Genomic DNA, 13,209 nt, shown 5'->3' with positions numbered 1-13,209 from the left:
TCCCATTCAGGGCATTATTTATAACGTCATTAATTTTTAGGAACAGCAGCACAGGTTAATGGTTGTTGCGCCTGAGTAGGAGATTTATCTGCAATCAACTCAATTTTTCCTTGTGTATTACGTCGCCAACCTGTAGCCTGGACAAGAACTGCCTCTTTTGTGGGTATTTGAGCTATCACTTCGCCTGTTTTGCGGTATGCAGTCAGATTGCGGATATCAGACCAAGTGTGATCGCTCGTTACCTGCTGAAGGGGATTTTGCGGCACACCACCTCGTCCCGTTGCCACAAAGCGGCTGCCTTCACTATCCGCGCAGCCTGTAGCAATTTGCTGGGATGGATCGGTGACATTTGCAGGCAGTTCCACTAAACCCGAATTTGGATCGATACCGATAGTATTAACTTGAACCGTGCCACTCACCCCAAATTGGGAACTGGCGGTGATGTCACTTTCTGGAGTGAGTTGGGGACGGAATTTCAGCCCAAAGATGCCTTGGGTGGTGATTTGGATATTACCACCTCTGCCTCGTACTGCATTGGCAATAATGTCGCTGTTTTTTAAGCCGACGATGATAGGTGCATTGATGTTTATATTACCTCCATTCCCTGAACCTCCAGCTGTTGAGGTTATCTGGCTATTGTCTTGTAGAAGCAACAGGTTTTTAGCGGACAATTTAATATTGCCACCATTACCGGATTCTGTTTGTGCTTGAATAAAGCCTTGATTCTTTAATTGGATGGCATCTGCACTGATATTAATATTGCCACCATTTCCACTACCTTGACTGGTGACACTGACTGTCCCGCCATTCGTCAGCGTTAAGTTCGGTGTGGTAATGCTCAAAGTGCCGGCATTCGCCGTTAATATATCTGGCAGACCGAATCGTTTCCGCAATAAAGCATCGGGTCGGATGGTGGAGGCGTTAATGCTACTATTAGTTGCCCGACCTTGACCATTGATTGCGATCGCTTCAGTAGCATTGATGCTCAAATCTCCCCCATTACCTGCAAAAAATGAGGTGGTAGCAACTGCTCCCCCATCCAAAATTTGCAATTTGGCAGTATTCAGGGTCAAGGTTTTGGCACTTCCGGTTGCAAATGTAGTTGAGCTAATGTTGCTGTAAAGTCCAGAGGGACTTTCTCCCATCACCGTGGTGTTGGTGTTGCGAATCGTCACTTTACCGCTAGAACCACTGCCAAAGGTAGCCGAAGATAGTGAGGCACCGCTTGATACTAGTAGACTATTGCTATTGACAAAAACATCACCAGCATTCCCAGTGCCTAGTGTAGTAGTGTTGACTGTGGTGACATCAGCAGGATTATTGGGTGAAAAGCCAGACAGTTCAATGGCGGTTGCATCAATGTAAATATTGCCACTGGGAGCTTTTCCAAAAGTTGTGCTATTCAACCCCGCTCCCGACTTGATAGTGAAGTTGGGAGTAATAACGCTGATATTCCCACTAGCTCCCATACCAAAAGCATTACTACGCACTCCGCTCTGAATTGTGCCATCAGTTGTTTTGCCAATCAAATCAACCGCCTCTGTAGCCTGAAGGCGAATGTCGCCGCCGGGGAGATTGCCAAAATTTTGCGCCAGTACTAGAGAGCCATCGGTGAATTGAATTTGCCTACCCTGAATTTGAACGGAACCTGCATTCACGCCGCTGATATCTAATAGCGATCGCTGTGCCAATTGAATATCGCCAAAGCTTTGTACATTACCATATCCCAGTGTATAGCCCTGTGCGGTTGGTATCAGGTTGACCAATGCTTTTCCGCTTACACTACCCAATTCAACTCGCCCTCTTTCAGCGATCAGGTTTGCCCCATTTAGATGTATGTCGCCACCCACTAAAGCTAGGGTGTTTCCCGGCTGTACCCGCAGTTTTGTAGAATTGGGAGTCTGAATCGGGGGAAGCAGAGCCAGTCCACTGACATTCCTCAAAGTATGTCCTGTACCTTGAATGTTGATGGGTGCGGGATTGTTACCCAGTTGCAACCCAATGGGAACATTGATACTCAACAAGGGGGCAGATTCAGAATTAATTACACTAAACTCAGCGCCATCGGCAAATTTAATACTGCTGGCAGTGCTACCAATAAATGAACCCCCAATATTTAGTTGGGCATTGGCTCCAAAGATTATCCCACTAGGGTTGATCAAGAAGAGACTGACGGGGTTGTTGCCGTTAATCGTCTGAATCAAGCCATCAATGTTAGAAATATTACCGCCGGTAACACGGCTGAAGATGGTAGAAATGTTGGGCGTGTTTACTAAATCAAAAGTAGCCGAACCGCCAGTGGGAACCGAAAACTGCTGGAAACTGTGAAATAAGTTACTGTTGGCGGCACTACCATTAGTAATGGTGAAGTTATTACCGCTTTGGGAGACAGCAGTATTGAGGGTGCCATCGGGAGTTAGCTGGGCACTTACAGAGGCACACCAAAGGAACATCCCACCTGTCAGCATTATATCGATCAAACCCCAGCAAACAGAAGGTGCTTTCATCGCTCACTTTCTATTAATAATATATATAGGGTTCCCTAAACGGTATTGTGTTTGAACACCATCAACAGTTTTAGTAGTCATCTTGGTGTAGCTTTGTGAAAACGAAACAATCCATGTTCAGAGTGTCTCTTTAAGATAAGCGATCGCAAACTTCATCAACACCCCATCCACACAAGCAATTCCCAATTGCGGAAACTTCGCCAGCAACTTCTTGATCGCAATCACAAGTGCCGGATCATCATTCCAACACTCTTGCAAGAACTCAAAGCCCGGATTCTCCCCTGAATTTGCTGCTCGATTCAGTTTCTCCCTTCTTACAGGTGGAATATTTGACCTCGCTACGATCGCCTCATGTGACCATTTTTCAGTGACGGGCGCGGCGGAACCTTCACCCTCATGATCTGCTTTGACTTCTATGGCACAACGAATCCTCAAGCAACACTGGCAATAAATGGGGGATTGTATGTAGGAAGAGATTCCGATCCAGGAAATAAAAACTTACTGGTTGATGGTCGCATCAAATTAGAATCAGGTGTCATCCAAAGAGGAGGCCTATCTACATCTTCTGAAATCCTATTTGGTTTTGTTCATTTCTAGCCAGTTGTAGAGCCTTAACTGAACTCTTTTGATTGCTGCATCAATTATGTAGAGCGTTTTTACAGCACTCGTTTGACAACTGGCATAGCACGGGACACCAGAAGCGGAAAGTTTTGCCACATCCCTCGTACAACTTCTTCGCTGTCCCGTTGTGTTGCTAACTCCATTGAAACTGCAACCCAAAGCCATTGGATGCCAAATTGCCAGAATTGTTCAGGGTATTCTCCCATACTCCGACTCCAGAAGCGTCAACAATTTCTCTTCCACAGCAGTAAGATAAGGTCGATTCAGCTTACCCAATAACTGCAACAGATTTTTGACTGTCTCCTCCAGTGAGTCTGAATACACCCGATTAATGCGATCGCTGATTTCTTTGATCTGCTCACATTCAGCAGGCAAGTAATCGTAAGATTTCAGGTGCTGCGACCCAACGGCGTACTCGCCATCCCAGGTTTTGACAGTACAACTGAATTCGCCCACATGGTTAACGATACCCCAGCAGCTATCTTTGCCTCTTACCCCTCTTCTGTCACTTTCCGGGTATTCTAAATAAAAGTATTAGAAGAAAAAACCCTGGAAAGTAAGTAGGACAACGGATGTAGAATTACAAATCCTGAAACATCTGGCAAGAGATGCTCATCCAACAGTTGCGATCGTAGATGAATATTTTCCTCTAATTTGTGAGAAATTACGGTAATCTGCGTTTATTCCAGAATGAGTAAAGAACACCTACAAAAGCTCCCAAAATGAGATAAGCCACCAGTGTCGGAATCACCTGCTGTTGTACATGATTCAAAATAGCGATAAACAAAGCTAAACCAAAATTGCGAGCAATACAGAAAATCGCCAAGGTAGATCGGGTATCATCATCGAATCGGCCTAAAGCGTGTCCCATTCCTAGAGAGGCAATCACCATAATTGCGATCGCTACCAGTGGTAATTCCCCAACTTTGGAAAACATTGGCAGCCCTAAGATGCACACTAAAACAACTAGCGCCAAAAAGAGACTGTTAGCAATAAAAGTCAAGAGTTTAGCAATCTGTTGGGTAAATGTAGGTGCGAACTTTTGCATCAAAATACCGAGACTGACGGGTAATAACTGCACCATAATTACTTGTCGGGCAACTTCTAAAATTGCCACCTTTTGTGAAATACTCGCAAATAAGGTGGCGAAAATTGCCAAGGTAATGGGAGTAACAAAAACCGCAAGTATTGCCAGAGTTAGCTGAAGACTTGCTGAGTAGTGGAAGCTGCCTCCAGCCTGTTGCGATCGCTTTGTGGTCAGAGGCGCACCCGGAGAAGCTGCAAGTATTGCCAATCCGATCATCACTGCCGGTGGTAAGTTAAACAGTTTCAACAGGAGAATAACTACTAGAGGAACCAGCACAACAACCGCTAAAAGCGCACGGAATACTAAGGCAGGTTTTCGCCAGAAGGAGCGCATCTTTTCAAAAGAGAGGTTGCACCCTATGGCTAACATCAGAGAAAAAATAGTGACTTTAACGAGAACCAGTAATAAGGGATGGTGCATGGCTCCACTGATAGCGTAGCGTAAAGCCTTCTCTACGAGAGGCTGCGCCAACGGCATGGCTTCTCTACGAGACGCTACCGCGAACGCTTAGAGCGAGTCCGCGTTCGCTTTTAGCGTCTCGTAGAGAGCGTCTTGCAATTTTTAATTAATAATTTTTAATTTTTAATTGGAGCAAAGCGACTTGACTCTCTACTGTCGTGCCATAATGGTACGCATTTCAGCTTCCTTATCTTGAATCAAATCTCCACTAACATCCACTATCACACTATAAATCTTGCCCGTAAACTTGAAGGGCGGTTCATAATCGGGTGTTACAGGCGCACCAGGGGCAATTCCACAAGTCACACCACTGGTCAGACCTAGTGCTAAGGGAGTAGTTACAGGGACATCGGCTTGCCCAACTAATTTCCCATCGATATAAAGTTCGGCGCGACCTGGCGTTCCTTTCCCCTTGGCTAAATCTGGTTGACCCGTGACTTTAAACTCAAAGCGCAACTGGTGACGACCTTCCGGCACAGATAACCCAGACTCGACATGATAGAGCGATCGCGCTACATAATTATGAACCCAGTGCAGTTTGCCATCTTTGACATAGAAGGAGTAGCCACTATCATTACCCCCATGAGCAAGTAATATTCCTTCTGCGCCACCTGTGGGAATTTCCACATCAGCCGTAATACTGTGAGAACGATTGAGCAACTTGACGGCACAATTGGCTGGGATTGCCTGAGTATCAGGATAGTAAGTATAGCGGCTACGATTGACGACAATCTGAGGACGTTCTTCTGCAAATCGTTGTACGCCTCTGCCATCCACAGGCAACACATTGTATTTACCCGCCTCTACGTACCAAGTGGCAATCATTTCAATTAATTTAGGGCGATTATCAGCCGCAATATTGTGATTTTCCGCAAAATCTGAAGCGACGTGATACAGTTCCCAATGGTGGGTATCCAAGTCCGTCAGAGTTTCCGCCGAAATCGCCTCACCAAAAAACTGCCCTGCTTCTGTAAATGAGGGGCCAGGCCAAGGACAAACCGCCCGCCAACCATCATAGTAAAGAGAACGATGTCCCATCATCTCGAAATATTGGGTCAGGTGCTTAGTAGGTACGGTACTATGATTAAAAGTATGGGCAAAACTGACACCTTCAATGGGAGATTGAGTAACACCCTTAATCGTTGTTGGTGGTTCAATTTCCAGTAATTCCAGCACAGTCGGTACTAGGTCAATAGCATGAGCGTACTGAGTACGGATTTCACCTTTTGCCTCAATGCCTTGATTCCAATGGACTATCAAGGGATCGCTGATTCCACCCCGATAAGTTTCCCGTTTCCAACGACGGAAAGGCGTATTTCCTGCCCAAGTCCAACCCCAAGCATAATGGTTGAAAGTTTCTGGACTGCCTAGCTTATCTAGTGCCTTGAGATTTTCCTCTAGGGATTCTGGCACATTGTTAAAAAAGAGGTTCTCATTAACTGAACCAGTTGGCCCCCCTTCAGAACTGGCCCCATTGTCCGAAATCACCATAATTACAGTATTCTCGAACTCACCAATAGATTTCAGAAAATCGAGTAAGCGACCGATATGGTGGTCAGTGTGGGTTAAAAAGCCAGCATATACTTCCATCATCCGGGCATAAAGCCGTTTTTCTGCGGCTGAGAGGGAATCCCAGTGCGGGACATCGGGATCATGGCGGGAAAGTTCGGCATCTGCGGGGACAATCCCCATTTCCTGCTGACGGGCAAAAACCTTTTCCCTGTAAGCTTCCCAGCCATCATCAAACTGTCCGGCGTAGGCATCAGCCCATTCTTTCGGCACATGATGGGGGGCGTGCATCGCACCAGGACAGAAATACATGAAAAAAGGTTTATTGGGGGCAACCTGCTTGGCATCAGCGATAAAGCTAATTGCCTTGTCTGCCAAGTCTGCGGTCAAATGGTAGCCTTCTGCGGGGGTCTTTTCTGGCTTAACGGTGTGGTTGTCATAAACCAAATCTGGATAATACTGGTGGGTTTCTCCGCCTAGAAAACCATAAAAACGTTCAAAACCGCGACCAAGAGGCCAGCGATCATAGGGGCCGGCCGCAGATATCTGGTCTGCGGGCGTTAAATGCCATTTCCCGATCGCATAAGTGTTATAACCCTTCTGTAATAATATCTCCGAGAGAAACCCATTCTCAAAAGGAATATTCCCATTACCACCGGGATAACCCGTAGAACCTTCTGTAATGCAGGACATGGCATTAGAATGGTGATTGCGCCCAGTCAGAAGACAAGAACGGGTGGGTGAACACAACGCCGTTGTATGTAAATTGTTGTAGCGTAAGCCATTGGCGGCTAGTGCGTCTAGGTTGGGTGTTTTGATGGGACTTCCGTAACATCCAAATTGCCCAAAGCCTGTATCATCGAAAACGATAAATAGGACGTTTGGTGTTCCTTCTTTAGATCGCAACGGTTCTGGCCAAGCTGGACTGGATTTATCAACTGTCCGACCGATGACACCGGGGAAAGTATTTCCGGGTTTATATTCACGCAGAGACATAAATCTGACCTCTTGAGAATATGTAATTTTTAACAAAAACCCCAAAATTCTATATCCTCTTTAGGACTGGTTAATTTATAAATTCATTGCCCGAATTATCACACCCATAAAACTAACTAAGCCAATTACGAGTAAAGCCACTCCGATAATTTCTGCACTGTGAGAGGTTTCGTAGGTATAGCGATTATTTTGGATTTGTTTAAGTAACCGACGGCTGTACAGAGTGAATCTGCTTCGTTGTTGGCTGAAAATCAGGACTGTGGTGTTGAGCCGAGAGACTATCATGTTCGCGTAGCATCTCGTAGAGATGGTACTTGTTCCGCCACGCCCATTGCCGTAAATGAATTTTCTTCAAGTTCGGCGATGTGTAGTGACAAGCCGTTTCACGTCTACGCTAATCAAACACATGGTCAAGTAAAACAGGGTTATTCTGCTGTGTTGGTCTTGGAGTGAAAGCGGATCACGAGGGCAAAGGTTCCGCCGCGTCCGTGCCAAATGCTGAAAAGTGGTCACATAAGGCTATAGTTGCAAGCGTATGCAGAAACTCAAAGTTGCGGCGAATTCGGGGGAGAATCCGGGGTTTGACTTCTTGCAAGAGTGCTGGGATGATGATCCCGCGAAAGCAGATTGTGATCAAGAAATTGCTGGCGAAGTATCCGCAGTGGGGGATTGCTTGTGTTGATGGGGTGCTGGTTGATTGGGAGGGATAGCCAAGAACCCTCATACTATACTCGACATAATACCCTGGCAAACAATATTAAGCAGATTAAAGAATTGATGCTGTTAAGCAACAGGTGCTACCTTTACGTAACACTTCTTATCTCTAATTCAAAATATAAATGTTTACTTTACACCTCTTTTGGGAAACCTTTATTTAGTAGAGAATTAAGTTAAAACTAGCTTTTTCAGTAAAAACTAGTAGACAGTTATGGCCTCTACTATTAAGTTGATTACGTATTTACTCGTAAATTAAACAGGCTTCATAGGAGCTGATATTCAACGGTTTTTAGCTCGATAATATCCTATTAAGACGGTTATTAAATTTATGAAAAATGCATCAACTTATTTTACCTTTAACAAAAAAGATTTATACCTAAATATCTGATGAAATTAGTAGAATCTGGGTACAAACAATCTGAAGAAAAATACTCTCGATTTTTCTCACTTTCTATAGATTTATTGTGTATTGCTAACTTTGACGGTTATTTTAAGTATTTAAACCCAAAATGGGCACAAACATTAGGTTGGTCAGATGAAGAACTTATTAGCAAACCCTTTATCGAATTTGTTCACTCTGAAGACCGTGAATCCACTATCATCGCAGCCAAAAAAATTACACAATCTGTAGATGCAATCAGCTTTGAAAATCGGTATCTTTGTCGGGATGGTTCTTACAAATGGCTGTCGTGGAATGCAACTGGCTTCAGTGAAGAAAACTTGATTTATGCAGTAGCTCGTGACATTACTCTTAATAAACAGAAAGAGATAGAGTTACAGAAGTCTATCCAAGAGCTAGAAGCTTTTAAATTTGCCTTAAATGCCCATTCACTGGTAGCTATTACTGATAATACCGGAAGAATAACTTATGTTAATAACCAATTTTGTGAAATTTCTAAATATTCTAGAGAAGAACTTTTAGGGCAAGATCATCGTATTATCAATTCTGGACATCATACAAAAGAATTTTTTGCAAATTTATGGAAAACTATTGCTAAAGGAAAAATATGGAAAGGAGAAATTAAAAATAAAGCCAAGGATGGCAGTTTTTATTGGGTAGATACTTTGATCGCCCCAATGTTGAACCCAAATGAAAAACCCTATCAATATGTGTCTATTCGTACGGATATTACACAGCGTAAGCTTTCAGAGTTAGCTTTATTGGAGCGATCGCGCTTGTCAGTTTTGAGTGCAGAAGTCAGTTTAGCCTTATCTCAAAGTGGTACACTTCCAGAAATTCTGCAAAACTGTACAAATGCTATTTGCCAACATCTTGATATCGCCTTTGTTTGTATCTGGACATTTGAAAGACAGACAAATCAGCTACAATTACAGGCTGGTGTTCATTGTACAGATGTTGCTTGTAGTGCTTTGAGCGATACCCAAGATTTCCCAAATCACATGGTTTTAGCTAATAACATCATTGGCTTAATGAATCAAAACCACCAAGCTATTTTTAATGGAGAACTATCAATTAATAACTCAGAAAATCTTCTTGATTCTACATTTTCAATTGTTCGATTTTCTGCTTATCCCCTGATAGTAGAGCAGCAGGTAATCGGTATAATAGCTTTATTCAGCAAGCAGTTATTTACTGAACCAACTCATAATTTATTAAATTGGATCGCCAACAATATTGCTGTGGCTATTGACCGCATCTTGGCACGAGAAGAACTCCTCAGCCGGCGGGAAGCCTTATTACTGCGTCTAGCTAGTCAAATCCGCAGTTCTCTTAACCTAGATATGATCCTAGAAACTGCTGTTAATGAAATTCGTAGCTTATTACAAATTGATCGTTGCTACTTTCTTTGTTACTTACCGCACCCATCTCAACCAAGCCTGACTATTACCTATGAAGCACGAAATCTTAACTTACCAACGATGTTAGGCAGTCTTCCACTGCAAAAAAATACTTTTTTAACAAAAATACTTCTCTCTCAAGAGCTAATTTGTATCGACAATACTAATAGCAATTCACATCTTGATTATGATATACAAGAACTTTTAATTGAGTTTGGCATTACATCTCAACTACTGCTACCAGTTAAAAGTAATTCCGGAGAGATTGGGGCAATTGTGTGTAGTCATTGCAGTGGCGATCGCATTTGGACTAATAGTGAAATTAGCCTGCTACAAGCTGTTTGCGATCAACTAGCGATCGCCATCGATCATGCACAGCTTTATACCCAAAGTCGCTCTGCTACTTTAGCTGCTCAAACTCAAGCCACAAAGCTCACCGAAACCTTGCATAAATTGCAGCAAACTCAATCTCAACTGATCCAGAATGAAAAAATGTCCAGCTTAGGACAATTAGTAGCTGGAGTTGCCCATGAAATTAACAATCCAGTTAACTTTATTCACGGCAACTTAACCTATGCTAACGAATACTTTAAAGAGATGTTAACTCTATTGCACCTTTATCAGCAACACTATCCCAACCCCCAGGCAGAAATTCACGATTTTGCTGAAAAAATTGATTTAGGATTTATTACCGATGACCTTTCCAAACTCTTGTATTCAATGAATATGGGTACTAATCGTATCCGTGAAATTGTTCTAGGATTGCGGAATTTTTCTCGCCACGATGAAGCAGATAAAAAACTAGTTGACATTCATGAAGGAATTGAAAATACACTATTAATTTTGCATCATCGCTGGAAAAATAATGGTATTGGATTGGATATATCTATTGTTAAAGAGTATGGAAACTTACCCTTGGTTGATTGCTATCCTGGGCAGCTTAATCAAGTATTTATGAATGTTTTGACTAATGCAATCGATGCTTTAGAAGAATCAATGAGCAATTTAAACAAAACTGATAAACAACCGCAAATTATAATTAGGACTGAAATTTTAGATAATAAACTTGTTGTAATTCGAATTGCTGATAACGGATTAGGGATGGAGGAAGACGTTAGAAAACGGTTATTTGATCCCTTTTTCACAACAAAACAGGTGGGTAAGGGAACAGGGCTAGGGCTGTCAATTAGCTACCAAATTGTAGTAGAAAAACATGGTGGAATTTTGAATTGCTTATCAGAACCAGGAAAAGGCACAGAATTTTGGATTGAAATTCCAATTTAAACAGAATTGAATAAGCCCATCAGAAAAATTCTGGCAACTTTACTTTCATTGTTTTAGACTTCGAACCTCTAAAAATGCGATAGCGATTAAACACCAAGGCATCAGTTCCACAAACCTGGTGTAACTCACCGAGTTGGGAAATGCTCCACGCCAGCTTTGTAACACATGCAATGTATAAAACTCCTTGAAAGTCTTATAACCACTACCATGAAATGCAATGGCTATTGTCATCACCTCTGATAAATGCATCCTTGATTTACTGCGCCGTTCTCCCATTGTTGATGGTAGCTGTGGTACTTGCTGCCACAAGCTTTCCCATTGGTTGCAAAAATCATCCATATCAGAGAAAATTTGTACGATATCGAGGCGAGATACAATGGTAGACTAAGCCCTGACCCTCATTTTTCTTAGATATTTTTAGTCTCGGCGTTTTTTTGTGCCTTTTTTGCTCATTCTCAATCAATCTTAGCGTAGGCGTAGCCCGCCGCAGGCATCGCACGCAACACCTGCCCAGTTTCTTATGTTTCATATCTAGCAAGCTTTTTGCCGTTGTCTAACCATCGAACTCAGGTTATGTTAGCAATGAGGGGCCGAGTCACTATGTTAGGAATATCACGTTGGGTAGGGATTGGTGGTAGCTATCGGACAATGCCCTTGCTTCTTTCATACAGTAATACCTTGGGCCACGTTGTTTTGGCTGTTTTTCCGCAAGCATTTGTTTCGTGCAAATGAGGTATATTTGCTTGCAGGAGATGAAGTTGTAGTCAGTAAGGCAGGTAAAAAAACTTATGGATTGAATAGATTTTTTCTAGTCTAGTAAATAAACCGATATCAGGACTATCTTTTTTTGCATTATCGCTAGAAAGTGTTCAATAAAGACACTCATTTCCAATTTTGATAGAACAGGTGATCAAGAGCGATGTAGAAAAAAATAGCCCATCACCAAATCCAGAAGTACAAGCCCAAGATAAACGTAAATGTGGACGACCAAAAGGGAGTAAGAACAAAAACAAAACAGAAGTAATTCTAACATCTGAATTACTAAGAATTAAAAAAGATTAATGAGTTAGTCAAGTTAGTAGCTAACTTTATACCCTTGACCTACTTAGTTTTAGAGTGTCATTTAGGGAACAATAATGCCTTGCAGATGGCTGGCCAGGTTAACTTGCATATCATTTCTAAACTTCGCTGCGATTTGGCACTATATATACCTTATCAAAACCCTGACCCCAATTGTCGCTCTCGCCGTAAATACGGTGATAAGATTGACTATTGTAATATATCTGACAAATATTTGTGTAAAAGTAGGATTGACGAGGATATCAAAACGGATATTTATCAAGCTACTTTACTCCACAAGGAATTTGCTCAAGCACTGAATATAGTTATTTTAGTCAAAACCAATATTAAAACTAATGCTTGTAGTCATGTAATTCTATTTTCTAGTGACCTATATTTTTCCTACAAACAGATAATCGATTATTACAAGCTTCGTTTTCAAATTGAGTTTAACTTTCGAGATGCCAACAGTTTTGTGGATTAGAAGATTTTATGAATTTAAGCCAAACTGCCGTGACTAATGCTGCTAACGCGAGCATTCTTTATGGTCAATTTATCTCATCATCTTCTATCTGATTTTCGTCAACAGAATCCCGACTCCGGCATTATTGATCTTAAGGCTTACTACCGTAATTTTCGATATGTTCATGAAATGTTAAAAATCCTTACCGAAATCCCTGAGCCTATTTTATTAACTCAGATTTTTGCCAAACTTACTTCTTTAGGACGCATTCATCCCATTTCTACAGGCGTTGAACCCTCGTAAATTGGCAACAGTATTGTTTAACTGGAATTTTTTCATAGTATTACATGATAACAATAATTATTCTCGTAATGAGAATTGCTGCACTATCTAGGCGATTCTGTAGCTAGTTACACCTAACTAATAATTAGTAATTATTGCTAATTAACTATTTTAAATATTTTTACTGTCACTTAAATGTCTTAACTGTCCACTTAAATGTCTTAACTGTCTTAACTGTCCACTTAAATGTCTTAACTGTCTTAATTATCCACTTAATTATCTTAAATTATCTACTTAAGTGCTATTGCATTTTATTGATAAAAGTGAGATTATGTGTTTAGCTAAGATAAGTACAAAAAAGATAAAAAGTTATAAGTAACGTAATAAGTATTGGATATTAAATCACTTATTTGCAGGTATGATTA

General features: G+C 41.8%; 9 protein-coding genes and 1 pseudogene. 2 read left to right on the top strand and 8 right to left on the bottom strand.

All coding sequences use genetic code 11. From position 1 onward, the window contains the following. Positions 1 to 29 precede the first annotated feature (29 nt). The 7 genes from IQ274_RS11690 to IQ274_RS11660 form a co-directional block, all read right to left on the bottom strand. Positions 30 to 2,507 (bottom strand): filamentous hemagglutinin N-terminal domain-containing protein, encoded by a 2,478-nt coding sequence (locus IQ274_RS11690; protein ID WP_194142367.1) that lies wholly within the window; start codon positions 2,505 to 2,507, stop codon positions 30 to 32. Between the two features lie 117 nt (positions 2,508 to 2,624). Then, the gene (locus tag IQ274_RS11685) at positions 2,625 to 2,942 is read right to left on the bottom strand and encodes a hypothetical protein (protein ID WP_228058152.1); all 318 of its coding nucleotides are present in this window, start codon (positions 2,940 to 2,942) and stop codon (positions 2,625 to 2,627) included. A 221-nt stretch (positions 2,943 to 3,163) separates the two neighbouring features. Continuing rightward, positions 3,164 to 3,334: a hypothetical protein gene (locus tag IQ274_RS11680; RefSeq protein WP_163934892.1), complete on the bottom strand. Its 171-nt coding sequence runs from the start codon at positions 3,332 to 3,334 to the stop codon at positions 3,164 to 3,166. Then, a complete protein-coding gene (locus IQ274_RS11675; RefSeq protein WP_228058151.1) occupies positions 3,318 to 3,584 on the bottom strand; it encodes a hypothetical protein in 267 nt (88 codons plus the stop codon). The genes IQ274_RS11680 and IQ274_RS11675 overlap by 17 nt, the downstream gene beginning before the upstream one ends. A 208-nt stretch (positions 3,585 to 3,792) precedes the next feature. After that, positions 3,793 to 4,686: a bile acid:sodium symporter family protein gene (locus IQ274_RS11670; protein ID WP_228058150.1), complete on the bottom strand. Its 894-nt coding sequence runs from the start codon at positions 4,684 to 4,686 to the stop codon at positions 3,793 to 3,795. 138 nt (positions 4,687 to 4,824) lie between these two features. Further along, positions 4,825 to 7,179, bottom strand: coding sequence for an arylsulfatase (locus IQ274_RS11665; protein WP_194142366.1), 2,355 nt, complete (start codon positions 7,177 to 7,179; stop codon positions 4,825 to 4,827). Between the two features lie 75 nt (positions 7,180 to 7,254). Further along, on the bottom strand, positions 7,255 to 7,464 hold the full coding sequence (locus IQ274_RS11660; protein WP_163934869.1) for a hypothetical protein: 210 nt from the start codon (positions 7,462 to 7,464) through the stop codon (positions 7,255 to 7,257). Positions 7,465 to 8,283: 819 nt separating this feature from the next. On the opposite strand from IQ274_RS11660, the gene IQ274_RS11655 reads away from it, so the two are divergent. Then, entirely contained in the window at positions 8,284 to 10,980 is a 2,697-nt protein-coding gene (locus tag IQ274_RS11655; protein WP_194142365.1) for a PAS domain S-box protein, read from the top strand. A 45-nt stretch (positions 10,981 to 11,025) separates the two neighbouring features. Here the strand turns inward: IQ274_RS11655 and IQ274_RS36470 are convergent, their stop codons facing one another. Further along, positions 11,026 to 11,319, bottom strand: coding sequence for a hypothetical protein (locus tag IQ274_RS36470; protein ID WP_228058149.1), 294 nt, complete (start codon positions 11,317 to 11,319; stop codon positions 11,026 to 11,028). Positions 11,320 to 11,523: 204 nt separating this feature from the next. Here IQ274_RS36470 and IQ274_RS11645 point away from each other — a divergent pair. Then, positions 11,524 to 12,805, top strand: a pseudogene (locus IQ274_RS11645) (transposase). The last annotated feature ends 404 nt before the right edge of the window (positions 12,806 to 13,209 follow it).

Source organism: Nostoc sp. LEGE 12447 (genome assembly GCF_015206985.1).
Lineage (GTDB): Bacteria > Cyanobacteriota > Cyanobacteriia > Cyanobacteriales > Nostocaceae > Nostoc.
The sequence above is the reverse complement of the archived record's forward strand: the minus strand, read 5'-3'. Positions and strand labels throughout refer to the sequence as shown.

Bases quoted from the DNA above. Each gene is read 5' to 3' on its own strand.
- IQ274_RS11690 (WP_194142367.1), bottom strand. From the start codon at position 2,507: ATGAAAGCACCTTCTGTTTGCTGGGGTTTGATCGATATAATGCTGACA.
- IQ274_RS11680 (WP_163934892.1), bottom strand. From the start codon at position 3,334: ATGGGAGAATACCCTGAACAATTCTGGCAATTTGGCATCCAATGGCTT.
- IQ274_RS11665 (WP_194142366.1), bottom strand. From the start codon at position 7,179: ATGTCTCTGCGTGAATATAAACCCGGAAATACTTTCCCCGGTGTCATC.
- IQ274_RS11660 (WP_163934869.1), bottom strand. From the start codon at position 7,464: ATGATAGTCTCTCGGCTCAACACCACAGTCCTGATTTTCAGCCAACAA.
- IQ274_RS11655 (WP_194142365.1), top strand. From the start codon at position 8,284: ATGAAATTAGTAGAATCTGGGTACAAACAATCTGAAGAAAAATACTCT.
- IQ274_RS36470 (WP_228058149.1), bottom strand. From the start codon at position 11,319: ATGGATGATTTTTGCAACCAATGGGAAAGCTTGTGGCAGCAAGTACCA.